The 24,226-nt window shown below is 73.1% G+C and carries 20 protein-coding genes; 12 read left to right on the forward strand and 8 right to left on the reverse strand.

Annotated elements, in window-relative coordinates:
• Positions 1–21 precede the first annotated feature (21 nt).
• From OG852_RS35405 to OG852_RS35425, 5 genes are all read left to right on the forward strand, one after another.
• On the forward strand, positions 22–1,269 hold the full coding sequence (locus OG852_RS35405) for an NAD(P)/FAD-dependent oxidoreductase (RefSeq protein ID WP_443064595.1): 1,248 nt from the start codon (positions 22–24) through the stop codon (positions 1,267–1,269).
• 140 nt (positions 1,270–1,409) lie between these two features.
• A complete protein-coding gene (locus OG852_RS35410; RefSeq protein ID WP_133910060.1) occupies positions 1,410–1,775 on the forward strand; it encodes an Rv2175c family DNA-binding protein in 366 nt (121 codons plus the stop codon).
• A gap of 32 nt (positions 1,776–1,807) precedes the next feature.
• Entirely contained in the window at positions 1,808–2,455 is a 648-nt protein-coding gene (thiE, locus tag OG852_RS35415; protein WP_133910061.1) for a thiamine phosphate synthase, read from the forward strand.
• A gap of 183 nt (positions 2,456–2,638) precedes the next feature.
• Positions 2,639–3,562 (forward strand): methylenetetrahydrofolate reductase [NAD(P)H], encoded by a 924-nt coding sequence (metF, locus tag OG852_RS35420; RefSeq protein ID WP_330350064.1) that lies wholly within the window; start codon positions 2,639–2,641, stop codon positions 3,560–3,562.
• A 56-nt stretch (positions 3,563–3,618) separates the two neighbouring features.
• Complete coding sequence (locus tag OG852_RS35425; protein WP_330350065.1) at positions 3,619–4,623, forward strand: SCO2102 family sporulation regulator; 1,005 nt, start codon at positions 3,619–3,621, stop codon at positions 4,621–4,623.
• A gap of 3 nt (positions 4,624–4,626) precedes the next feature.
• On the opposite strand, the gene OG852_RS35430 is transcribed toward OG852_RS35425, so the two are convergent.
• From OG852_RS35430 to OG852_RS35445, 4 genes are all read right to left on the reverse strand, one after another.
• On the reverse strand, positions 4,627–6,099 hold the full coding sequence (locus tag OG852_RS35430; protein ID WP_330350066.1) for a phytoene desaturase family protein: 1,473 nt from the start codon (positions 6,097–6,099) through the stop codon (positions 4,627–4,629).
• 421 nt (positions 6,100–6,520) lie between these two features.
• Entirely contained in the window at positions 6,521–7,147 is a 627-nt protein-coding gene (locus tag OG852_RS35435; protein ID WP_133910065.1) for a TetR/AcrR family transcriptional regulator, read from the reverse strand.
• A gap of 44 nt (positions 7,148–7,191) precedes the next feature.
• Complete coding sequence (locus tag OG852_RS35440) at positions 7,192–9,276, reverse strand: YhgE/Pip domain-containing protein (protein WP_330350067.1); 2,085 nt, start codon at positions 9,274–9,276, stop codon at positions 7,192–7,194.
• Complete coding sequence (locus OG852_RS35445; RefSeq protein WP_330350068.1) at positions 9,248–10,015, reverse strand: ATP-binding cassette domain-containing protein; 768 nt, start codon at positions 10,013–10,015, stop codon at positions 9,248–9,250. The genes OG852_RS35440 and OG852_RS35445 overlap by 29 nt, the downstream gene beginning before the upstream one ends.
• A gap of 168 nt (positions 10,016–10,183) precedes the next feature.
• Here OG852_RS35445 and OG852_RS35450 point away from each other — a divergent pair, with 168 nt between their 5' ends.
• From OG852_RS35450 to OG852_RS35460, 3 genes are all read left to right on the forward strand, one after another.
• The gene (locus OG852_RS35450; protein WP_133910068.1) at positions 10,184–10,747 is read left to right on the forward strand and encodes an SAV_6107 family HEPN domain-containing protein; all 564 of its coding nucleotides are present in this window, start codon (positions 10,184–10,186) and stop codon (positions 10,745–10,747) included.
• A gap of 531 nt (positions 10,748–11,278) precedes the next feature.
• Positions 11,279–12,103 (forward strand): methyltransferase, encoded by an 825-nt coding sequence (locus tag OG852_RS35455; RefSeq protein ID WP_166663394.1) that lies wholly within the window; start codon positions 11,279–11,281, stop codon positions 12,101–12,103.
• Between the two features lie 275 nt (positions 12,104–12,378).
• The gene (locus OG852_RS35460) at positions 12,379–12,771 is read left to right on the forward strand and encodes a DUF3040 domain-containing protein (RefSeq protein WP_133910069.1); all 393 of its coding nucleotides are present in this window, start codon (positions 12,379–12,381) and stop codon (positions 12,769–12,771) included.
• A gap of 81 nt (positions 12,772–12,852) precedes the next feature.
• Here the strand turns inward: OG852_RS35460 and OG852_RS35465 are convergent, their stop codons facing one another.
• From OG852_RS35465 to OG852_RS35480, 4 genes are all read right to left on the reverse strand, one after another.
• Complete coding sequence (locus OG852_RS35465; protein ID WP_330350069.1) at positions 12,853–15,366, reverse strand: transglutaminase TgpA family protein; 2,514 nt, start codon at positions 15,364–15,366, stop codon at positions 12,853–12,855.
• Positions 15,363–16,745: a DUF58 domain-containing protein gene (locus tag OG852_RS35470; protein WP_330350070.1), complete on the reverse strand. Its 1,383-nt coding sequence runs from the start codon at positions 16,743–16,745 to the stop codon at positions 15,363–15,365. The genes OG852_RS35465 and OG852_RS35470 overlap by 4 nt, the downstream gene beginning before the upstream one ends.
• On the reverse strand, positions 16,745–17,782 hold the full coding sequence (locus tag OG852_RS35475) for an AAA family ATPase (RefSeq protein WP_133910072.1): 1,038 nt from the start codon (positions 17,780–17,782) through the stop codon (positions 16,745–16,747). The genes OG852_RS35470 and OG852_RS35475 overlap by 1 nt, the downstream gene beginning before the upstream one ends.
• Positions 17,783–18,030: 248 nt before the next feature.
• Positions 18,031–18,639: a beta-class carbonic anhydrase gene (locus OG852_RS35480; RefSeq protein WP_443064596.1), complete on the reverse strand. Its 609-nt coding sequence runs from the start codon at positions 18,637–18,639 to the stop codon at positions 18,031–18,033.
• Between the two features lie 330 nt (positions 18,640–18,969).
• Here OG852_RS35480 and rsmH point away from each other — a divergent pair, with 330 nt between their 5' ends.
• The 4 genes from rsmH to OG852_RS35500 are packed head-to-tail and all read left to right on the forward strand — an operon-like array spanning position 18,970 to position 24,222.
• Positions 18,970–19,926, forward strand: a complete 957-nt coding sequence (rsmH, locus tag OG852_RS35485; protein WP_330350072.1) for a 16S rRNA (cytosine(1402)-N(4))-methyltransferase RsmH — start codon at positions 18,970–18,972, stop codon at positions 19,924–19,926.
• Positions 19,927–19,972: 46 nt separating this feature from the next.
• Complete coding sequence (locus OG852_RS35490; protein ID WP_330350073.1) at positions 19,973–20,536, forward strand: septum formation initiator family protein; 564 nt, start codon at positions 19,973–19,975, stop codon at positions 20,534–20,536.
• A gap of 5 nt (positions 20,537–20,541) precedes the next feature.
• Positions 20,542–22,506 carry a peptidoglycan D,D-transpeptidase FtsI family protein gene (locus tag OG852_RS35495; protein ID WP_443064597.1) on the forward strand — a complete coding sequence of 655 codons (1,965 nt, stop codon included), beginning with the start codon at positions 20,542–20,544 and terminating at the stop codon, positions 22,504–22,506.
• Between the two features lie 60 nt (positions 22,507–22,566).
• On the forward strand, positions 22,567–24,222 hold the full coding sequence (locus OG852_RS35500; RefSeq protein ID WP_443064598.1) for a UDP-N-acetylmuramoyl-L-alanyl-D-glutamate--2,6-diaminopimelate ligase: 1,656 nt from the start codon (positions 22,567–22,569) through the stop codon (positions 24,220–24,222).
• Positions 24,223–24,226 lie beyond the last annotated feature (4 nt).

Raw genomic sequence — 24,226 nt, forward strand, 5'->3', positions numbered from 1 at the left:
TCAGGTGTCTATGGTGATCAGGTGAGCGAGCAGAGACGGGAACGGCAAGAGGACAGGCCGGCGACGCGGCGCGTGGTCGTCGTCGGCGCGGGCATGGCCGGGGTGCAGACCGCGGTGGCCCTGCGCGAACAGGGCTTCGACGGCACCCTGACCCTGATCGGCGCGGAGCCCCATCAGCCCTACGACCGGCCTCCGCTCTCCAAGGCCGTCCTGCTCGGCAAGGCCGAGGGCTCCGCCTTCGACGTCGACTTCGACGGCCTGGGCATCGACCTGCTGCTCGGCCGCGAGGTCCTCGGCCTGCGTCCGGCCGACCACGAGGTGGACACCGAGGCCGGGCCCGTCCCCTACGACGTCCTCGTCCTCGCCACCGGCGCCGAACCGATCCGGCTGCCGGGCGCCGACGGTGTGCCCGGCGTCCATCTGCTGCGCACCCTCGACGACGCCGAACGACTGCGGCCCGTCCTCGCCCGCCGGCACGACATCGTGGTCGTCGGCGCCGGCTGGATCGGCGCCGAGTTCGCCACCGCCGCCCGCGAGGCCGACTGCGCGGTCACCGTCGTGGAGGCCGCCGACCGGCCCCTCGCCGGTGCCCTACCGGCCGAGGTCGCCGCCCCGATGACCTCCTGGTACGCCGACAGCGGCACCGACCTGCGCACCCACGCGCGCGTGGCCCGTGTCGAACCCGGCGCGGTCGTCCTCGACGACGGCTCCCGGCTGCCCGCGGACGCCGTCGTGGTCGGCATCGGCGCCCGCCCCGCCACCGCCTGGCTGACCGGCTCCGGCATCGAGCTGGGCCCCCACCACGAGGTCCTGGCCGACGCCCATCTGCGCGCCTCCCTCCCGGACGTGTACGCGGTCGGCGACTGCGCGTCCTTCCCCTCGGCGCGCTACGGCGAACGCCTCCTCGTCCACCACTGGGACAACGCCCTCCAGGGCCCGCGCACGGTCGCCGCGAACATCATCGGCGCCGCCACGGACGAGCCCCCGGTGGTCTACGACCCGGTCCCCTACTTCTGGTCCGAACAGTTCGGCCGCTTCGTCCAGTACGCCGGCCACCACACCACGGCCGACCGCATGATCTGGCGCGGCGACCCGACGGGCCCGGCCTGGAGCGTGTGCTGGCTGCGTGACGACCACCTGATCGCCCTCCTGGCGGTGGGCCGCCCCCGGGACCTGGCCCAGGGCAGACGCCTGATCGAATCAGCCACCCGCATGGACGCGACGGCATTGGCGGACCCGGGCCGCCCCTTGAAGAGCGCGACTGCCTGACCTACGCGAGGGGTGACCCCCAGGGGCGCGGGGCTGTGACACGTGCGGCTCCGCCGCGTGGGCGCGATCGTCCCCCACGACGCCGCACCCGACCGCACACCCATCGCGGCCCACCCGCACATGCGCCTACCCTTGACCCCGTGACCGAGATTGACGCAAAGACCGATGCTCTCGTCCCCGCCTGGCTGACCGTGCCCGACATCGCCGAGATGCTCGATGTCGACGTGATCCGTGTCCGGCAGCTGATCAAGGAGGGCCAGCTCATCGCCGTACGCCGTGGTGAGAACCGCGCGCTGCACGTCCCCGCCGCCTTCATCGACGGCGACAAGGTCGTCAAGGGCCTGTCCGGGACCCTGACGCTCCTGCGGGACGACGGCTTCACGGACGAAGAGATGCTGGAGTGGCTCTTCACGCCCGACGACAGCCTGCCCGGCACCCCCGCACAGGCCCTCAGCGAGAATCGCGGCACGGAGGTGAAGCGCCGCGCCCAGGCGCTCGCCGTCTGAGGCAGCCAGTACCGACACCACGGGGGACATCGATGACCGACACCGCTCGCGCACGCCTGGCCGACGCCCGGCTCTATCTCTGCACGGACGCCCGCACCCGCCAGGGCGACCTCCCGGAGTTCCTGGACGCGGTCCTCGCGGCCGGTGTCGACATCGTGCAACTGCGGGACAAGGGCATGGAGGCCGCCGAGGAACTGGAGCACCTGGCGGTGTTCGCCGAGGCCTGCGCCCGGCACGGCCGGCTCCTCGCGGTCAACGACCGGGCAGATGTCGCCCACGCGGCCCGGGCCGGCGTCCTCCACCTGGGCCAGGGCGACCTGCCGGTGCCCGCGGCCCGCGCGATCCTCGGCGACGACGTCCTCGTCGGCCGCTCCACCCACTCCGAGGCGGAGGCGGAGGCCGCCGCGGCCCAGGAGGGCGTGGACTACTTCTGCACCGGCCCCTGCTGGCCCACCCCCACCAAGCCCGGCCGGTCCGCCCCGGGCCTCGGCCTGGTCCGGCACACCGCCGCCCTCGGCACCGACCGCCCGTGGTTCGCGATCGGCGGCATCGACCTCGGCAACCTCGACGAGGTGCTGGAGGCGGGCGCCCGGCGGGTCGTGGTCGTCCGGGCGATCACCGAGGCGGAGGATCCGGGCGCGGCGGCGGCGGAGTTCACCAAGCGGCTCCGCCAGCCGTAGGCGTCCGCCCGGACGCCTGCCCCGATGGCTGCCCCTGCCCTGATGTCTGCCCGGCCGGCTGCCCCGATGTCTGCCCGGAAGTCTGTCCGGATGTCTGTCCAATGGGTGGACAACAGGCCGACAATTCGGGCAAATATCCGGCATCCGGTTGGGTGACCGTCGCCCCCTGGTTAACCTGCGGGTATGGCCCTCGGAACCGCATCCACCAGGACGGACCGCGCACGCACCGTGCGTGACATCCTGGCGACCGGCAAGACGACGTACTCGTTCGAGTTCTACGCGCCGAAGACACCCAAGGGCGAGCGGAGCCTGTGGCAGGCGCTCCGCAGGGTCGAGGCGGTCGCCCCCGACTTCGTCTCGGTGACGTACGGCGCCGGCGGTTCCACCCGGGCCACCACGGTCAAGGAGACCCAGCAGATCGTCGTCGACACCACCCTCACCCCGGTGGCCCACCTCACCGCCGTCGACCACTCGATCGCCGAGCTGCGCAACATCATCGGCCAGTACGCCGACGCCGGGATCCGCAACATGCTCGCGGTGCGCGGCGACCCGCCGGGCGACCCGATGGGCGAGTGGGTGCCGCACCCCCGCGGCCTCACCTACGCCGCCGAGCTCGTCCGGCTCATCAAGGAGTCGGGCGACTTCTGCGTGGGCGTCGCCGCCTTCCCCGAGATGCACCCGCGCTCCGGCGACTGGGACACCGACGTCGCGCACTTCGTCGACAAGTGCCGGGCGGGCGCCGACTACGCCATCACGCAGATGTTCTTCCAGCCCGAGTCGTATCTGCGGCTGCGCGACCGGGTCGTGGCGGCCGGCTGTGACACCCCGGTCATCCCGGAGGTCCTGCCGGTGACGAGTGTGAAGATGCTGGAAAGGCTGCCCAAGCTCAGCAACGCCCATTTCCCGGATGCCCTGAAAGAGCGGATCCTCACAGCCAAAGAGGATCCGGCCGCTGTACGCTCCATTGGCATCGACTTCGCCACGGAGTTCTGCGCACGGCTGCTGGCCGAGGGAGTGCCCGGACTGCACTTCATCACGCTCAACAACTCCACGGCGACACTGGAAATCTACGAGAACCTGGGTCTGCACCACCCGCCGCAGGCCTAGACCGGTCGCATCCAGATACGACACACTGCGTAGCGGCCACTGGGAGAGGGGCGTACATGGGCTGGACGGTCCTCTACATCGCGTTCGGCATCGTCGCGCTGTGGCTGCTCGGCGAGGTGCTGCTGCAGTACAAGGCGCGCCTGCGCTGGCGACTGCTGGCGTTCATGGGCTTCCTCGGTGTCGTGCTCGGTGTGCTGATCCCGTCGGTGATCGTCATCGGGCTGGGCGCGGCCGCCTTCGCGGTCGGCCAGACGTACGTCACGCTGTCGTTCCGCCGTGGCTTCGCCGAGGGCTGGGCCGTGCGCCGCGGCGACGGCGAGGGACCGCTCCCCAAGGGCCTGGGCAGGGGCCGCCGCACCAAGGGCGACGCGCAGGACCCGGGCCTTGAGGGCACCGGCCCCGAGACCGGCCGCCTCCCCGGCTACGGCGACGAGGAGTCCTTCGGCGACGCCCTGAGCTACGGCCAGGACATGGCCTCCCACGCCGCCAAGGACGCGTACGGCGACGACGACTACGACCGCGACGACGTCTTCACCCCGGCCGCCCGCCCCGCCCAGCCCACCGAGGCCACCGTCTACTCGCCGCAGCCCATGCCCGACGACACCAGCTCCTACGGCATATACAGCGACTCCGCCTACGCGGAGGCCGGCGGCCAGCCCCAGGACCAGTACGCGACGGCCGCCCAGGGCGCCGACCAGACGGCCTACGGCTACGACGGCTACTCCGGGTACGACCAGCAGCAGTACGGCTACGACACCACCGGCGAGCAGCAGTACGCCGCCTACTCCGACCCGTACATCGGCACCCAGACCTACGGCGGCGGCACCTACGACGGCGGCTACGGCCAGCAGCAGTACGGGCAGCAGGGCTACGGCCAGGACCAGTACGGCACCGGCGGCCACGGGGAGACCCCGGCGGGCGGGGTCTGGGTCCCGCAGCAGCGCAACACCGACGACCCGTTCGGCGGTGAACTCCCGCCCGAGCAGCAGCAGTACCCGTACCAGGGCGACGGCCAGCAGGGGCAGGGCAACGGGTACGACGGCCAGCAGTACCGCTTCTGAGCCTCACTGCGAGCCGCGGAACTCCGGTCCCTCCACGATCAGTCCGGCCACCAGCGCGCCCGACATGCCCGCGTGGGGGAGCCCGCCGCCCGGGTGCGACCAGCCTCCGGCGGTGAACAGCCCTTGCAGACCGGTCGAGTTCGCCGGGTGCAGCATCCGGCCCCCGGCCGCCGCCAGCGCGGGTGCCGGGACGGCGCCTCCCCGGACGCCCGTCTCCGCCGCGATGTCGGCGGGGGTACGGACCTCCCGCCACAGCACACGGTCGCGCAACCCCGGCACGGCCCGCTCCGCGGCGGACAGCAGCGCCTCCACGTGTTCCTCGTGCGTCTCCGCCCCCGCGGGCACCGCCGCACCGAGCGTCACCGCCTCGTGGTCGCCGTCGGGCACCAGCGCCGGGTCGCCGGGCCGCAGCACCGTGACCGTCGGACGCGCCGGCACCGCCGGTGCCGTACCGAACAGGCTCTCCAGCTCGCCCTCGCGGTCCGTGGTGTGCACCACCGTCCGGTGCGCGGTCCCCTCCGGCCGGGCGCCGCGCAGCGCCAGCAGCACGGTCACCCGGCTGGGCAGGCCCCGCTGGGGCTCGACCTCGCCCTCGCCCCGCACGGGCAGCCCCGCCGTGCTGCCGGGCGCGACCACGAAGTCGGCGTCCACCGGCGTGCCGTCGGCGAGCTCCACACCCGTCGCGCGGCCGTCCTTCTCCAGCACCCGGGTGACCTCGGCGCCGAAGACGAACTCGACCCGGCGGGCCACGCACCGCTCGTACACCGCGCGGGCCAGCTCCCGCAGACCCCCGCGTACGTACCACATGCCGAAGGCGTGCTCCATGTACGGCAGCACCGCCGCGCTCGCGGGGGCGAGGCGGGGATCCAGCCCGTACGCGAGCGCGTATCCGTCGAGCAGGGCGGCCAGCCGGGGGTCGCGCAGCTCCCAGGCGCCGACCTCGGCGAGGGTGCCCGCCCTGCGGGTGCGCAGCAGGCGCTTGTGGGGCACCGCGGGGTAGGGCTCGCGGTCGGCCAGCACCCGCCAGTTCGGCCACAGGGGCTCCTCCAGGAGCGGGCGGCGGGTGCGGTCCCAGGCCTCACGGGCGCGGACCAGGAAGTCGCCCCAGCGCAGCCCCGCGCCCGACCCGAGCGCCTCGTCCAGGGCGGAGACGACCCCCGCGCGCGAGGCGTTCGGCAGGGACACCTCGGTGCCGTCGGCGAACACGTGCCGGGCCGACGGGTCGACCTGGACCAGCTCGACACAGGCCTCCAGCGGCTCCTTGCCGGTCTTGACGAAGAGGTCCCGGTAGACCGCGGGCAGGGGCAGCAGCCCCGGCCCGGTGTCGAAACCGAAGCCGTCCCGCTCGAAGCGGCGCACCGCTCCGCCGTACGTCTCCGTACGCTCGTACACCGCCACCCGGTGGCCCGCGACGGCCAGCCGGGCGGCGGTCGCCATCGCGCCCAGCCCGGCGCCGATCACCGCAATCCGTGCCATGCCGGCGACTTTATCCGCCGCCACCGACAGTCACCGTGCCGGCCCGCGCCGGAGCGGTTCCGAGGTTGAGCACACAGCCCTGAGTACGCGTACCTAGAGGGTGAGTTGAGTACGCGCGCGGATGGGGGCGGGCCTGCGCGAACGCGAGAGTGGAGACACGGAAAAGGGGCGCGGCTCCGGCACCGGCGACACGGGGCGCCGGAACGGAGCGGCCCTCGCTCCGCTCCTTCCGCCGGCACGATCGGCGGGAGCGAGCCACGGGGGAGACCCGGGGAACGACCGCACGGGGGAAGCACGGGCGAACAACGGGGGAGGGAAACGGGGGAACGGGGGAGCACGAGGAAGCGCCGGTTCGAGGTGGCCCGCGGGGGACGCGGCCACCGCGGACCGGCGCCTCTGTGTCCGCTTCCGTTCCCCGCCGTCAGCGGGGGCCGCTCACCCGCCCCTGCAGCAGCCGGGACAGCGCCGAGTGGACGTCGTCCAGAGAGCGCTGCGGCTGGAAGGCCTGCCAGTCCAGAGCGGCCACCAGGACCATCCCGACCAGCGCGGACGCGGTGAGCTGCACATCGATCTCGTCGCTGAACTCGCCGTTGTCGACGCCCTCGCGCAGCACACCCTCCACGACGGCGACCGCCTGCTCGCGCACCACCATCAGCGTGGACTGCCAGGTCCGGTTGGTGCGCCACAGCTCGGCCACGTAGAGCTGGGTGAAGGACGGGTACCGCTCGATGAAGACGAGGCCCGCGCGGACCATCGCGTCCAGGGCGTCGACCTTGCTGCCGCCCCGGTGCTCGGTGTCCTCGGCCGCCTGACGCAGGGAGGCGGTGAGCAGGCCCACGCCGTGCCGCAGCAGTTCCTCGAAGAGGACCGACTTGCTCGCGAAGTTGTAGTAGACGGTGCCCTTCGCGACGCCGGCCCGCTCGGCGATCTCGTCCACGGTGGTGGCGGAGAAGCCCTGTTCGGCGATGAGCGTGACGGCCGCCTCGTAGAGCTTCTGCCGGGTGGCCTCGCGGCGGGTGCGGCCGCCCGACGTGGTGCTGCTTTCCATGGTCCCGATTGTCACAGGAACCCGACCTCCCGTACGCCGGATCTTCACAGGCTCAGTTCGGGGTGCAGCCGGTCCAGGGTCCACACCTGGCGGCGGCGGGCCGACAGGGCGGTCAGCGCCAGCGCCCCCGCGGTGAAGAGGACGAGCACCCCGCACGCGTTCCACACCGGTTGCAGTCCGCCGCCCGTGATCAGCCTGCGCAGCGCCTCCACGACGTAACTCATCGGCAGCCAGGGGTGAAGGGCGTTGAAGAATCCGGGGCTGGTCTGCACCGGGTAGGTGCCGCCCGCCGAGGTGAGCTGGAGCATCAGCAGCGCCAGCACGAGGATCCGGCCCGCCGCGCCGAAGCGCGCGTTCAGCCACTGCACGAGGGCCGCGAAACACGCCGTGACGAGGAACAGGAAGCCCACCGTCCCGGCCGCGTGGGCCATCTCCAGGCCGATCGCCCAGTGCAGCACCGCCATCAGCGCCGTCGTCTGGAGCACCCCGACGGCGACCACCGGCAGCCAGCCCGCCAGCGCGATCCGCCAGGCCGAGGCGCCCACGGCGAGCGCGCGCCGGTTCATCGGCGGGATCAGCATGTACGCCACCATCGCGCCCACCCACAGCGACAGCGGGATGAAGTACGGCGCGAAACCGGTGCCGTAGTTCGCCGCCTTGTGCAGGTCCTGCGCGGCGAGCCGCACGGGGTCGGCCATCACGGCCGTCCGCGTGTCGCGCTCCCGCTCGTCGTAGTCGGGGATCCGCGCGGCACCGTCGTGCAGCCCGTCGGCGAGCTGCCCTGAGCCGTCGGAGAGCTTGTACATGCCACCGCTGAGGTCCTCGGCGCCGGTCTTGAGCCGGCCGACGCCCTGGTCCAGGCTGCCCGCACCGGTGGTGGCGGTGCCGAGGCCGGTGTGCAGCTTGCGCGCTCCCTCGGCGACCTTCCCGGCGCCCGTGTTGAGGGCGTTGATCCGGGTGACCGCGTCGTCGAGGTCCTCGGAGAGGTGCGGGGCCCGGTCGGCGAGCGCCCGGGCCTGCTCCTGGAGCGTGCCGAGGTGGGCGCGCATGGTCCTCAGGTCGCCGTCCTGGTCGGCGATCAGCGTGTTGAGGTCGTCCGCGATCGTGGCTACCTCGGCGGCGGTGTCCCGTGCCTTCTTCAGGTCCGCGCAGGCGGGGTCGGGCAGCACCGGGTTCTCGCAACGCGCCCGGTACACGGCGGCGAGCGCGTCCGAGGCGGTGTGCGCGCCCTTCGCGGCGGTCGGCGCGGCCTTCACCAGCGTGTCGAGGTGGGCCTCGACCGCCTGGGCGGAGTCCGCGACCAGCCGGGCGGTGTCGCCGATGGTCTTCTCGTTGTCCTTCAGGAACGGCCCCACCTTGCCCGCGACCCCGTTGACCCGGTCGGCGAGCTCCTGTGTGCCGTCGGCGACCTGCCGGGTGCCGTCCGCCAGGTCGCCGGAGCCCGAGTCGAGCTTCCGCAGGCCCGTGGCCAGCGAGCCGCTGCCCTTCTTGGCCGCCGACAGGCCGTCCGCGAGATCCTTGGAGCCCTTCTCGGCCTTGCCGATGCCGCCCTTGAGGTCGTCGGCGCCGTCGGCCGCCTCGGCGGTCGCGCCGTGGATGTCGGAGAACGACACGAAGATCTTGTCCAGGAAGGAGCGCGAGGCCTTCGTGGACGCGGCCGTGCGGACCTCGCTGAAGACGGTCCGGGAGATCTGCCCGACGATGTAGTTGTTCGCGTCGTTCGTCCGCACCTGGAGGGCGCCGGTCTCCGGCGTGTCGCCCGCGCTGGAGGCGATCCGCGCGCTGAGGTCCTCCGGCATGGTCAGGGACAGGTAGTACGTCCCGTCCTCCACGCCCGCGCGTGCCTGCTCGGCGCTCACCTCGTGCCAGTCGAACACCTCGCTGTCACGCAGCCCCTTGGTGATGTCGTCGCCGGCGGTGATCCGTTTCCCGTCGGCGGTCGCCCCCCTGTCGTCGTTCACCAGCGCCACGGGGATCCGGTCGAGCCGGCCGTACGGGTCCCAGAAGGACCACAGGTACAGCGCGCCGTACAGCAGGGGCAGCAGCAACAGCGCCACCAGCGCGGCCCGCGGCAGTTTCCCCCTGCCGAAGCGGCGCAGCTCAAGCGCGGCCAGTCTCGGCGAGCGCATCGGCCTTCTCCTCCGTCTCGTCGTCCGTCTTGGCGTCCGTCTTTTCGTCGTCACGCGTGCGCGTGCACACCTTCGCGGTGCCTTCCGGCGCCTCGGCGCACACCGCCAGGACCGTGGTCCCGGACGCGGCGATCGACCTCAACAGGTCCCAGACCTCGGCGCGTTCGGCCTCGGACAGCTTCAGGTCGGTGTCGTCGACGCCGAGCAGCGCCGGCCGTCCGACGAGCGCGAGGGCCACCGACAGCCGCAGTGCCTCGATCCGCTCCAGATCGCGTACGGCGGTCCGCGCGCCCTTGGGCAGGGCCGCGCGGTCGAGGCCGGCCGCGCCCAGCGCGGTGTCGATCCTGAGCCCGGTCTCCGTCGCCCGCTGTGCGCGCGGGCGCAGCAGCTCCCGTACGGAGGTGCCGAAGCGCCGCTGCAGCAGCGCCCGTTCGCGCAGATGCTCGCCGACGGTCAGCGCCGGGTCGAGGTCGGTGACGCCGGCGACATGCGCGAGCGCGCTGATCCGGCGCACGGCGGCCGACTGCTTCGGCAGCCGTGCCGTGCCCACGGTGGCCGTCCCCGCGGTCACCTTCATCCGGCCGGTGAGCGCGAGCAGCAGGCTCGTGCGGCCGGAGCCGGACGGTCCCTCGATCGCGAGCAGCGAGCCGGGTTCCGCGTCGAGGTCCACGCCCCGGAAGGCCCAACCCCGGGGGCCCTTGAGGCCGAGGCCCTCGGCTGTGATGCGGATGCCGCCCACAGTCCCCCCTGACTTTTTGAACTGACTGGTCAGTGCAAAAACTAACCCGAACTTTCGATCGAAGCAAAAGCCCAGGTCAGAACGGATTGTCAGTGGCATACCTCACGATGGGCACATACGGCACCACCGGACAGGGAGTGCCGTGACACCGACGACAGGAGGTTCGTCATGGCCAGCTACCACGCAGCCGCCGCCCACCGGCGCCGCGCCACCGGCCCTGCCCCCTCACTGACCGGCCCGGCGAGCGACGTGCACCCCGTGCTGCGCCGGACGACGGCCCCGCCCGCCGCACTCGACCTGCTCGCCCAGGCCCGCGCCGGCCTGGAGGAGGCGGCCGTCCTCGAAACTGCCAACGAGCGCTACGCCACGGCCCATCTCGCCGCCCTGCGCACCGCCGCGGCCGTCCTCGCCGCGCGCGGCCGGCCCGACCCCTCGCCCCGTAAGCGGGCGCGCATCCGGAGCGCCTGGGAAGTGCTCCCCGAGATCGCGCCCGAACTCACCGAGTGGAGCGCGCTGTTCGCCTCCGGTGCCCGGCGCCGCGCCCGGGCCGAGGCGGGCATCCAGGGCGCGGCCAGCCGCCGGGACGCCGACGACCTGATACGCGACGTGGCGATGTTCGTCCGCCTCGTCGAGCGCATGCTGGTCCTCCAGCCGGTCCTGCCCCAGCCCCGCCAGGACGGGGACGACCCGGACGGCGGCGGAAGGGGGCGGGCGATGCCGGACGCCGGCTGAGCGGCGCCGGGCCGGGCGAAGCCCGAGGGCGGCTTCCGGGCCGGGGCGAACCCCGAGGACGGCTTCCGGGCCGGGCGAACCCCGAGAGGTGCCCGCAGCGCCGCCCGGGCCCCGGTGACCGGTGACCTCGGGTCGCTTCGGGCGCCGGCGATCGGTGGCCCGGGGGCACCCGTGCGTGCCGCTGATCCGTGGCCCCGGGGCCGGCCGGGCCCGCCCGCTGATCCGTGGTTCAGGGGCCAGCCGGGCCCGCCGCTGATCCCTGGTCCCGGGCCGCCCGTGCGCTGCTGTCCGTGGCACCGGGGCCACCCGTGCGTGTCGCTGATCCGTGGTCCCGGGGCCGCCCGGGCGCTGTTGGGCCGGGGGCTGCGGATGCCCGGGGCGGGGTGCCCGGTCAAGGTCTCGGAGGCAATAGGGTGGAAGGCGCCTGAAGCCTCTCCTCCGCGCGGCCGCACTCCGGTCGGACCGGTCCGGGGAGGCAGCCCGTTCGCTCCGCCGCGCAAGAGGCGGTGCCGCGCCGAGGAGTCAACTGCCGTGCCGGACCCCATGCGCCCGCCCGTCTCCCACCACCACCCCCACACGACCTCGCTGCGCGCCGACCACCGCCCCCGCGCCGCCCTCCGCACCGCCGTGGTCTGGGAGGTCCTGCAGGACGCCCTGGAGCGGCGGGTCAAGGCCACCGGCCGCGAGGTGCTGGACGTCCTCGACACCGGCGGCGGCAGCGGCAACTTCGCGGTGCCCGTCGCCCGCCTCGGCCACCGGGTCACCGTCGTCGACCCCAGCCCCAACGCGCTGTTCGCGCTGGAGCGGCGCGCCGCCGAGGCCGGCGTGGCCGACCGGGTGCGCGGCGTCCAGGGCGACGCCCACGGCCTCTTCGACGTGGTCGAGCGCGGCGGCTACGACGCCGTCCTGTGCCACGGCGTCCTGGAGTACGTCGACGACCCCGCCGAGGGCGTCCGCAACACCGTGGCCGCCCTGCGCTCCGAGGGCGTCCTCAGCCTGCTCGCGGCCGGCCTCGGCGGAGCCGTCCTCGCGCGGGCCCTCGCCGGTCACTTCAAGGAGGCCCGGCAGGCCCTCACCGACCCGGACGGCCGCTGGGGCAGCGGCGACCCCGTGCCCCGCCGCTTCACCGCCGAGCAGCTCACCGACCTCGTGGCGGGCGCGGGCCTCGGCGTCACCGCGGTGCACGGCGTGCGGGTCTTCGCCGACCTCGTCCCCGGCGTCCTCGTGGACACCGAGCCCGGCGCCCTCGACGCCCTCCTCAGGCTCGAGGAGGCCGCCGCCGAACTCCCCGCCTTCCACTCCGTGGCCACCCAGCTCCATGTGCTCGGTGAGACGCGGGGGAGCGAGGAGGCCTGAGCGCTCCCGGACCCCGCCCGCTGATCAGGGGCTTGGCGGCACATGGAGTACGCCACAGGCCCCCCGTTCGGGCGCTGTGCGCCGTATGATCGAGGGAGACCGCCCGGCATGACGGGTCGGCCGCTGGGGAATGGAAGCCTCAGCGAGCCGGGACGCCCATGGCGGGCTCCGGTTGGCCAATTGGCGTAGAGGGGCGGGTTTCACGGGGGCGAATCCCTGCCTATCCTGAAGGGACCCCCGAGTCGCCCCGGCGACTGCACGATGAGGAGGACTCCGTGCCGCTCTCGGAGCACGAGCAGCGCATGCTCGAGCAGATGGAGCGAGCGCTGTACGCCGAAGATCCCAAGTTCGCGTCGGCGCTCGAGGGAAGCGGGCTGCGTACGTACACCCGGCGGCGGGTCTACCAGGCGGTCGCGGGCTTCCTCGTGGGTATCGCGCTCCTCATGGCGGGAATGGTCGCCAAGCAGGTGTGGCTCAGTGTGGTGGGCTTCCTCGTCATGCTGGGCTGTGCGGTGCTCGCCGTCACCGGCTGGCGCAAGGCCCCCAAGCCGGGCGAACGCCCCGCGGGCGGCCACCACACACGCGGCCAGGGACGGCAGAAGCGCTCGCTGATGGACCGGATCGAGCAGCGCTGGCAGCGCCGCCGAGACGAGCAGGGCGGTCACTGACCGGCCTCACCCCGAGCAACGCTGAGGGGGTGACCACCCACCGGGTGGTCACCCCCTCAAGCTTGCTCCGGGCCCATCGCCCTACCCGCTCTGCCGGCCGGGACGGCGGTGCAGGCTCGCCAACCGGGTCGCCAGCCGCGTGGCACGGGCCGCCCAGGACGCCTTGAGGGCCGTCCAGCGGTCGGCGAGGTCCCAGACCGCCCGCATGGCCGAGCGGGGTGCCACGACCGCCCGTACCCGCGTGGTCCAGCCGACGCGCGCACGCAGCGCCCCCCGCACCTGGCGGACGTCCTCGGACAGCCCGGCCTCGGCCCGCGGGCGCGGAGAGAACAGCACCTGCTCCACGGCACCCGCCACCCGGTGCACCGAACCGGCCGCCGCCCCTTCCAGCTCCCCGATCCGTACGATCCGCGCCGCCGCCCGCCGGGGAGTCAGGGCGTCGTCCGGCTCGATGCCGTAGTCCCAGGCCGTGTCGACGAGCTCGCGCCAGACCGCCAGCACATACGCCACCGCGGCCTCGGCCACCTCCTGCGGCGGCTCGTCCAGCAGCACCGCCGAACCGGCGTACTGCGTCGCGAGCCCGTCCGTGCCGCCGGCCCCGGGCCGCGCACCGACCGACGCGGCCGCCGCGTGCCGGGCCGACGCCAGCCGCACCGAGCGCCGCCGCAGCCGCCACAGCATCGGCAGCATCGGCAGGGTCAGCCCCAGGGCGCCCAGCAGGATCCAGCCGGCCTTCACATACAGCGGGGTGCCCTGGTCGCTCTGCTGCGCGTCGTCCAGCGGCAGCGCCGCACCGCAGCCGTCGAGCTTCTTGTCCTGCGCCGAGCAGGACGCGCTCGTCGACGGCGCGGCCGACGGGGCCGCCTCCGCGGACTCGGAGGACCGCGGCAGATCAGGGGTGTTCGTGTCCGAGGTGTCCGGCACCGTGTACGAAGGCGTCGTACCGCGGGTCGGGGTCGGCTCGAAGCGGGTCCAGCCCACACCCTCGAAGTACAGCTCGGGCCAGGCGTGGGCGTCCTTCAGGCTCACCGCCACCGACCCGTCCGCCTGCGGGGAACCCGGCGCGAAGCCCACCGCGACCCGGGCCGGTATGCCGAGCGTGCGGGCCATGGCCGCCATCGCGAAGGAGAAGTGGACGCAGAAGCCCTGCTTGTCCCGCAGGAAGCGGGCGATCGCGTCGGGTCCCGAGCCGACCTCCACGTCCGTGTCGTACTCGAAGCCGCCCGTCACCGCGAAGTAGTCCTGGAGCGCCACCGCCTTCGCGTAGTCGCTCGTCGTGCCCTTGGTGATCTCCTTGGCCTCGCGGGCCACCACCTTCGGCAGCGAGCCCGGCACCTTGGTGTACTCGTTGCGGATCGAGCTCGGTGCCTCGGGCGCCGCCTCGAGCTGCCGCGCCGTCGGCTGCACGTCGAGGCTCGTCACGTCGTACGTCTTGCCGCTGGTCTTCTGGCCGTGGTCGCCGACGAGGGTCATACCGACCGGTTCGTACCGCCAGTTGCCCTTGATCTTCACGCTGCTCGGCGGATACGGCATCGGCAGCCAGTCCTGGGCGTAGCCCTCGGCGGCCGAGATCCGGGTGGAGATCACCGCGCGCTTGACGTCGGGCCCCAGTCCGGTGGGCGTCGGGAACCCGTCCGGGACGGCGACGATGTGGCGCTTGGCCGGCTTCCACGTGGTGCCGTCGAACTCGTCCAGGGACACGATCCGCAGGTACATGTCCGACAGGTCACTGGCGTTGGTGTTGAGCGTGAGGACCGTGCGGTCCTCGTTCACGTTCAGGCTGTCGCGCAGCCCCACCACGGGGTTGATCGCGGAGACCGTGCCTCCGCCGCCGTTGCCCGAGCCCACGCCCCTCCCGGCGCCGGCCAGCAGTCCGCCCTGGATCGCCGGCAGCGGCAGCAGCGGCACCACCAGGGCCACGCCCAGCGCGGCCATGCCGATGCGCCGCCCGGTGCGCACCGGGGCCACCGCCCCCGGCTGTCCGCCCGGGGAGCGCGGGGCGCCCGCGAAGACCCGGCCCCACTGGGAGAGCCGCTCACGGCCCTCGGTCAGCAGCAGCATCAGATAGCCGGCCGCGGCGACCAGGAACCACACCCAGTCGCCCGAACCGGTGGAGAGCCCGGCGGCCACCGAGTACAGCGCGAGCAGCGGCAGACCGGCCGGAGCGGCGTTGCGGTAGGTCACCGCGAGGGTGTCCACCGCCAGGCCGATCACCAGCACACCGCCGACCGTCATCAGCCGGATGCCGTCGGTCAGCGGGGCGGGGATCGCGTACTGCCCGACGTCCTCGGCGCCCGCCCGGAACAGGTCCCCGAAGTGCCCGAGGGCCTGCGGGCCGGGGAGCAGCCCGAACAGGGCCTGCTCCCGCGCGAAGACCAGGGTGAGCAGCAGCAGGGAGACCAGCGCCTGGGCGGCCACCGTCAGCGGCCGGGCCAGCGGGACCCGGCGCGCGGCCGCGCCCACCCCGGACTGGATCGCCAGCAGCGCGGCCGCCTGGAGGATCCAGGTGCCCGGATCGATCAGGGGCAGCAGGGCGCACGACGCCATCAGCGTGGCCGCCGCCGAGCACAGCGTCAGCCGAGCCCGTCCGCTCATGATCCCGCCTCCCCCGCACGCGTCCCGCCCGCCGTCACGACGCCCGCCCGCTCGCGGTCCGCCTGACGCCACAGCTCGTTCAGCGAGGTGCCGCGCGGCACGCTCAGGACGGTCCAGCCCGCCTCGCGCAGCAACCGCAGCCGCTCCTCCTGCCTGTTCATCGGATGAGCCATGCCGTTCGGTTCACGCCCCCAGGTGTCGCTGTCCAGCAGGAAGGCGACCGCGCCTCCGCTGCGCTGACGCATCTTCGCGGCGATCGCCGCCTGTTCCTCGTCGATGTCGCCGAAGAACGCCACCAGCAGCCCCTCGTTGCCGCTGCGCAGCACGTCGTAGGCGCGGGACAGGCTCGCGCCGTCGGAGTGGTCGACGACGGCGAGGGTGTCCATCATCAGCCCGGCCGCGTCCGCGGACTCCTGGCTGGCCCCGGCGAAGCCCTCGGCGCCCTCGCCGGGCACCGAGGTGCCGGTGTCCGTCAGCAGCCGTACCGAGAAGCCCCGCTCCAGCATGTGCACCAGCACGGACGCGGCGCCCGAGACCGCCCATTCGAAGGCGGAGTCGGGGCCGGCGCCGGCGTAGGCCCCGTCCCGGGTGTCCAGGAGCACCGTGCAGCGGGCCCGCTGGGGCTGCTCCTCGCGGCGCACCATCAGCTCGCCGTAGCGGGCGGTCGAACGCCAGTGCACCCGGCGCAGGTCGTCTCCGTAGCGGTAGCCGCGCGGGATCACGTCGTCCTCGCCGGCCAGCGCCAGCGAGCGCTGCCGTCCGTCGCCGTACCCCTTGGCCTCGCCGCTCAGCCGCACCGGCGGCAGCGCCTCCACCTTGGGGATCACCGTCAGCGTGTCGTACGTCGAGAAGGACCGGGTCAGTTCGCACATGCCGAACGGGTCGCTCAGCCGCAGCTGGAGCGGGCCGAGCGGATAGCGGCCGCGCAGATCCGAGCGGACCCGGTACGACACCTCGCGCCGGCCGCCCGCCTCCACCCGGTCCAGGACGAACCGGGGGCGCGGGCCGAGGACGTAGGGCACCTTGTCCTGGAGCATCAGCAGGCCGGTGGGCAGCCGGGAGACGTTGTCCATCCGCAGGTGGACGCGGGCCTCGCTGCCGGCCGGCACACGCGCGGGGGCCAGCCGCCGGCTGCCGGCGACCCGGTAGCGGGTGCGGTAGACGACGGCCGCGCAGATCAGCGGCAGCGCGGCCAGCAGCAGCCCGACCCGCAGCAGGTTGGGCTGCCCGAGCACATAGGCGCAGACCGCGGCGGCGACGCCGGCCGCCAGGAAGGAGCGCCCGCGGGTGGTCAGACCGGCCAGGGCGGTCCGGGCGCCGCTCCGGTCGGCTCCGGCTCCCTGGGGCTGTCCGGGCTGCCCGGTCCCCCCGGTGGTCATCAGATCCTCCGCGGCGGCTGCTGCGGGTACGCGGGCGCGCCCTGGCCCAGGCCGCCGTAGGTGTGCTGCTGGGCACCCGTGGGCACCGGGGTGCGCTGAAGGATCTCCTCGACGACCTGCTCCGCGGTGCGGCGGTTGAGCTGCGCCTGCGCGGTGGGCAGCAGACGGTGGGCCAGGACCGCCACGGCGAGGTTCTGCACGTCGTCCGGCAGCGCGTAGTCCCGGCCGCCGAGGGCGGCGGAGGCCTTCGCCGCGCGCAGCAGGTGCAGCGTCGCGCGCGGCGAGGCGCCGAGTCTGAGGTCCGGGTGGGTGCGCGTGGCGGCGACCAGGTCGACGGCGTACCGGCGAACCGATTCGGCGACATGGACCGTGCGGACGGCGTCGATCAGCTTCACGATGTCGTGCGCGTGGGCCACCGGCTGGAGGTCGTCCAGCGGGCTGACCTCGCCGTGCACGTCGAGCATCCGCAGTTCGGCCTCGGGGCTCGGGTAGCCGATGGAGACCCGGGCCATGAAACGGTCGCGCTGGGCCTCGGGCAGCGGGTAGGTGCCCTCCATCTCGACCGGGTTCTGCGTGGCCACCACCATGAAGGGGCTGGGCAGCTCGTACGTCTGCCCGTCGATGGTGACCTGGCGCTCCTCCAGGGACTCGAGGAGCGCCGACTGCGTCTTGGGCGAGGCGCGGTTGATCTCGTCGCCGATCACGATCTGGGCGAAGATCGCCCCCGGCTTGAACTCGAAGTCGCGGCGCTGCTGGTCCCAGATGGACACGCCCGTGATGTCCGAGGGCAGCAGGTCCGGCGTGAACTGGATCCGGCGCACCGAGCAGTCGATGGACTTCGCCAGCGCCTTGGCGAGCATCGTCTTGCCGACGCCGGGGACATCCTCGATCAGAAGATGTCCCTCGGCGAGCAGCACGGTCAGCGAAAGCCGTACGACCTCGGGCTTGCCCTCGATCACTCCCTCCACCGAACTGCGGACTCGCTCCACAGTGGCGGTCAGATCCGTGAGGCTCGCTCGCTCGTCATAGGTCGTCACCCGGCCCTCCTCGGCCCTTACATTCCTCCGGGCCGACGCTCTTCACCGCGGACCGGCCCACCCCGAATCACGTGCGCCACCCGTGAAATGTTCGGCGGGCGTCACAAACGCATTCTTGCTGCCGTTACCGATTCGTGTCACTCGCCTGTGGACAACTGCCCGCGATATGTCGGTTCTATGGCCTTTTGGGTGCCACGCGGAGAGAAATCAACAGCCAATCGACAGCGAACACGCAACGGTGCGAGCGCTCAGGCGGGGTCGATCTCGCGCAGCAGACCCGTCTTCACGTCGAACACGAACCCGCGGACGTCGTCGGCGTGCAGCAGGAACGGAGAGGTCCGCACCCGCTGCATGGACTGCCGCACGTCCTGGTCCACGTCCCGGAACGCCTCCACGGCCCAGGCCGGACGCTGGCCGACCTCCATCTCCAGGTCGGTGCGGAAGTCCTCGGTGATCGCCTCCAGGCCGCAGCCCGTGTGGTGGATCAGCACGATGCTGCGCGTGCCGAGCTTGCGCTGGCTGATGGTGAGCGAACGGATCACGTCGTCGGTGACCACACCGCCCGCGTTGCGGATCGTGTGACAGTCGCCCAGCTCCAGGCCGAGCGCCGCGTGCAGGTCGAGACGGGCGTCCATGCAGGCCACGATCGCCACGTGCAGGACGGGCCGGGCGTCCATGCCCGGATCGGTGAAGGCGGCGGCGTACCGCTCGTTCGCGTCGACGAGACGGTCGGTCACCGTGCCGCCGCGTATGGCGCCTTCGGACTCTGTGGGTACGGATGCGGAAGTCGTCATAACCATGACGGTACTGGTCACAGGCATCGCGGTCCTGTTGTGAGAAGGGAAAAAGAGCGTCATCACCTCACGTTTGTGAGGTAAGCCACAGGGGTGAGGCTGGATCGCCCGACCGGGTGATTTCCACCGCTCCACCGCTTCACGGCCGCGCCCGGCCGCCACGCGCAGGCCGGTTGATTGACCGCGCGACACCGTGGACTAAAGTGACGCGAAGCGGGAGGCGGCGGTCTCGACGGCGATCTCCCCGCTGGACTGACTTCCCCGCGTGCCGCGGCAGGCCTTCCCCACACGAGAGGGCGGGGACCGGCGGTGCGTGTTTCCCGCCGGATCTGAGAGGGCCCAGAGTCAATGGGGCGCGAAGCGCATTCGAATGAGGGTGGTGGCGGGCGAGGGGTGGGACAAAGCCGACACGTCCCGGTGATGCTCCAGCGGTGCCTGGACCTGCTGGCCCCCGCCCTGCAGCGGCCCGGAGCGGTCGTCGTCGACTGCACCCTCGGCCTCGGCGGCCACAGCGAGGCCCTGCTCACGCGGTTCCCCGAGGTCCGGCTCGTCGCCCTCGACCGCGACAAGGAGGCCCTGCGGCTCTCCGGCGAGCGGCTCGCCCCCTTCGGTGAGCGCGCCACCCTCGTGCACGCGGTCTACGACGAGCTCCCCGACGTACTCGACCGGCTCGGCCTCCCGCACGTCCAGGGCGTCCTGTTCGACCTCGGCGTGTCGTCCATGCAGCTCGACGAGGCCGACCGCGGCTTCGCCTACGCCCAGGACGCCCCGCTCGACATGCGCATGGACCAGACGACCGGCATCAGCGCCGCCGACGTCCTCAACACCTACCCGCCCGGCGAGCTGGTGCGGATCCTGCGCGCCTACGGCGAGGAGAAGCAGGCCAAGCGGATCGTCTCCGCGATCGTCCGCGAGCGCGACAAGGAGCCCTTCACCAACAGCGCCCGCCTCGTCGAACTGATCCGCGGCGCCCTGCCGCAGGCCGCCATGCGCACCGGCGGCAACCCGGCCAAGCGCACCTTCCAGGCCCTGCGCATCGAGGTCAACGGCGAGCTGTCGGTGCTGGAGCGGGCGATCCCGGCCGCCGTCGAGGCGATCGGCGTGGGGGGACGGATCGCCGTACTGTCGTACCACTCCCTGGAGGACCGGCTGGTCAAGCAGGTGTTCGCGGCCGGCGCCGCCACCACCGCGCCACCCGGACTGCCCGTCGTCCCCGAGCGCTACCAGCCCCGGCTCAAGCTGCTGACCCGCGGTGCCGAACTTCCCACCGAGGAAGAGGTCGCCGAGAACCGGCGCGCGGCCCCGGCCCGGCTGCGCGGGGTCGAACGCATCAGGGAGTCCATCGAATGAGGGCGCGGCGGGCGAAGGTCGGAACACCGGACTCGGGGGAGGGCGAGTGAGCGGGAAACCCGAACTCAAGGGGAGGGCCGCCCGGCTCGCCCGACTGTTCCCCGCAGGACCGCGCCAGGCGGCCCGCACCCCCTTCGTCCTCCTCGTCGTCCTCCTCCTCGGCGGCGGCCTCATCGGGCTGCTCGTGCTGAACTCCGCGCTCAGCGAGGGCTCGTTCAAGATGGACGACCTCCAGAAGGACACCAAGAACCTCACCGACGAGGAACAGGCGCTCCAGCGCGACATCGACTCCTACTCCGCCCCGGACGCCCTCCAGCGCCGCGCCCGTGAACTCGGCATGGTTCCCGGCGGCGACCCCGCCTTCCTGGACCCGGACGGCAGCGTCAAGGGCGTCCCCTCGGCCGCGGCCCAGCAGTCCGCGCAGGGCGCCGCCGACGTCGTACGGCCGCCCGAGGCGATGACGCTCTCCCAGACGATCGCGTCGCCCTCGTCGCAACCGTCGCCGCAGCCGTCGGCGTCGTCGCAGTCGGCGGCCCTTCCCGGCGGCGCTCCCGCGCGGAGCGCGGCGCCGGCTCCGACCGCAGCCCTTCCCACGACCCCCGGCAGGTGACGGAAGTGACCGACAGGGAACCGCCCCGCCGCCGGGTGCCCGGCCCCGCCCGGCCCTCCCGCCCCGCCTCCGCCCGGCGGCGGCCGGGCCCCGGCGCCCGCCCGGCCCGCCGTCCGGCCACCCCGCGCCCCCCGGCCCCGCGCTCCATCCGGCTCGGCAGCCCCCGCCCCCGGCTGCGCATGGTCGGTCTCGCCCTGACCCTGGTGATGGCCGCCTTCGTCGTCCGCCTCCTCCAGGTCCAGGCCGTCGACGCCAGTACCTACGCGGCCAAGGCCGACCGCAACCGTTACGTCGGCCAGGTCCTGGCCGCCGAGCGCGGCGAGATCACCGACCGCAGCGGGATCGCCCTCGCCAGCAGCGAGGACGCGTACGACATCACCGCCGACCCCACGATGTTCAACCGCGAGAACCTGAAGATCGACGACGGCCCCGAGCAGGCCGCCGCGCTGCTCGCGCCGATCCTCGGCCAGGAGCAGTCCACGCTCGTCAGGAAGCTGCGGCCCGCGGACACCACCTCGCAGTACGCGCTGCTCGCCGTCCGGCAGACCCCGGCGGTCTGGAAGCAGATCAAGGACCTGAGGTCCGCCCTCGTGGCCAAGGCGAGCTCGGACGCCACCACCGTCAACGTCCTGGCCGGCCTGTTCGCCGTCCCCAGCAGCAAGCGCGTGTACCCCAACGGCGACCTCGCCGCCTCCGTGCTGGGCTGGGTCAACGCCGAGGGCAAGGGCGGCGGCGGCATCGAGCAGGAGCTGAACGGGACCCTGGCCGGCAAGGACGGCAAGATCCGCTACGCCCAGTCCGGCGGCCGTCTCGTGCCCACCGCCGGCGGCGCGACCGAGACCCCGGCCGTGCCCGGCTCCGACGTCGAGCTGACGATCGACCGGGACATCCAGTGGGCCGCCCAGAACGCCATCACCGAGCAGGTCGCGGCGTCCAAGGCGGACCGCGGCTACGTCGTCGTCCAGGACACCCGCACCGGCGAGATCCTCGCCATGGCCAACTCGCCCGGCTTCGACCCCAACGACCTCACCACGGCGAACCCCGACGCCCTCGGCAACGCCGCTCTCCAGGACGCCTACGAGCCCGGCTCCACGGCCAAGATCATGTCGATGGCGGCCGTCCTCGAGGAGAACGTGGCCACCCCGCTCACTCATGTCGTCGTCCCGAACCGGCTGCACCGCGGCGACCGGCTCTTCAAGGACGACATCGACCACGAGACGTGGAACCTCACGCTCAACGGCGTGCTCGCCAAGTCCAGCAACATCGGCACGATCCTGGCCACCGGCCAGCTCGGCAAGACCCAGGCCGAGTCGAACCGCGTCCTTTACTCCTACCTCCGCAAGTTCGGCCTGGGCAGCTACAGCGGCCTCGACTTCCCGGGCGAGACCAAGGGCATCCTCGCCCCGCCGGACGACTGGTCGACCTCGCAGCAGTACACGATCCCTTTCGGACAGGGCGTGTCCCTCAACGCGCTCCAGGCCGCCTCCGTCTACTCGACGATCGCCAACGGCGGCGTACGGATCGAGCCGACCCTGGTGCGCGGCACCCAGGGCCCCGACGGCCGCTTCACCCCCGCCTCCGCACCCAAGAAGAACAGGGTCGTCAGCGAGAAGACGGCGAAGAGCCTCGCCCAGATGCTGGAGTCGGTCGTGGACGACCAGGAGGGCACCGGCACCAAGGCGCGTATCCCCGGCTACCGCGTCGCGGGCAAGACCGGCACCGCGAACCGCGTGGATCCGGCCACCGGCAAGTACAAGGGATACACCTCCTCCTTCGCCGGATTCGCCCCCGCCGACAAGCCCCGGATCACTGTCTACTGCGCCATTCAGAACGCCACCCAGGGCAGCTACTTCGGCGGCCAGATCTGCGGACCGGTGTTCAAGCAGGTCATGGAGTTCGCCCTGAAGACCCTCCAGATCCCGCCCACCGGGGCGAAGGCCGCCAAGCTGCCCGTCACCTTCACCCCCTGACCCCCGCCCGCCCGGCCCCGACCACCGCTGTTCAGCGCCGAACCAGCCAGGAACCGACCCGTGACCATGATCACTCCCGACCCCGGGAAACCGGGGTCCCCCGCCTCCTCGCTTCGCCCGCAGGCGGGTGCGCCCGGTACGCTCACCGCCGTGCCACACGCTGATCAGTCCCAAACCACCCAGAAGGGCGCTTCCGTGACATATCCGGGGCCGCCCAGGCCGGTCCAGGTCTCCGCCACACCCCTCGCGGAGCTCGCCGTCCAACTGGGTGCCCCCGCCGCGCGGAGCGAGGCGGCCGTCACGGGCATCACCCACGACTCGCGCGCCGTCCGCCCCGGCGACCTGTACGCCGCCCTCCCGGGCGCCCGGCTGCACGGCGCCGACTTCGTCACCCAGGCCGCCGGCCTCGGCGCGGTCGCCGTGCTCACCGACCCGACCGGCGCCGAGCGCGCCGCCGCGACCGGACTGCCGGTCCTGGTCGTGGACGACCCCCGCGCGCGGATGGGCGAACTGGCGGCCACGATCTACGGCCGTCCGGGCCGGGACCTGCTCCAGATCGGCATCACCGGCACCTCGGGCAAGACCACCACCGCCTACCTGGTGGAGGGCGGCCTCAAGCACCTCCGGTCCACCGGGCTGATCGGCACGGTCGAGATGCGCATCGGCGAGGAGCGCATCAAGTCCGAGCGCACCACCCCGGAGGCCACCGATCTGCAGGCCCTGTTCGCCGTCATGCGCGAGCGCGGCGTCGAGGCGGTCGCCATGGAGGTCTCCAGCCACGCGCTCGTCCTCGGCCGGGTCGACGGCTGCGTCTTCGACATCGCCGTCTTCACCAACCTCAGCCCGGAACACATGGAGTTCCACTCCGACATGGAGGACTACTTCCGGGCCAAGGCGCAGCTTTTCACCCTGAAACGCAGCAAACTCGGGGTGGTCAACCTCGACGACGAGTACGGCCGCCGGCTGGTCCGCGAGGCCGAGGTCCCGGTCGTCACCTTCTCCGCCGAGGGCCACCCCGACGCCGACTGGCGCGCCAGCGAGGTCCACATCGGCCCGATGGACTCGACGTTCACCGCCGTCGGCCCGGACGGGGTGCGGATCGCCGCCAAGGCGCCGCTGCCCGGTCCGTTCAACGTGGCCAACACCCTCGCCGCGATCGCCGCCCTCGCCGCCGCGGGACTCGACCCGCAGACCGCCGCCGACGGCGTCGCCGCCGTACCGGGCGTGCCGGGCCGCCTGGAGCGCGTGGACGTCGGCCAGCCCTATCTCGCGGTCGTCGACTACGCCCACAAGACGGACGCCGTCGAGTCGGTGCTCAAGGCGCTGCGCAAGGTCACCAAGGGCCGGCTGCACGTCGTCCTCGGCTGCGGCGGCGACCGGGACCGCACCAAGCGCGCCCCGATGGGCGCCGCCGCGGCACGGCTCGCCGACACCGCCGTACTGACCTCCGACAACCCCCGCTCCGAGGACCCCCTCGCGATCCTCGCGACCATGCTCGAAGGCGCCGCCTCCGTGCCCGCGCACGAGCGCGGCCAGGTGCTCCTGTTCGAGGACCGGGCCGCCGCGATCGCCGCCGCCGTCGCCCGCGCGCACGCCGGGGACACCGTGCTGGTCGCGGGCAAGGGCCATGAGCAGGGCCAGGACATCGCCGGAGTGGTCCGTCCGTTCGACGACCGCCAGGTGCTTCGCGAAGCTATCCAGCAGACCCAGGGATGAACTT

Source organism: Streptomyces sp. NBC_00582, from assembly GCF_036345155.1.
Taxonomy (GTDB): domain Bacteria; phylum Actinomycetota; class Actinomycetes; order Streptomycetales; family Streptomycetaceae; genus Streptomyces.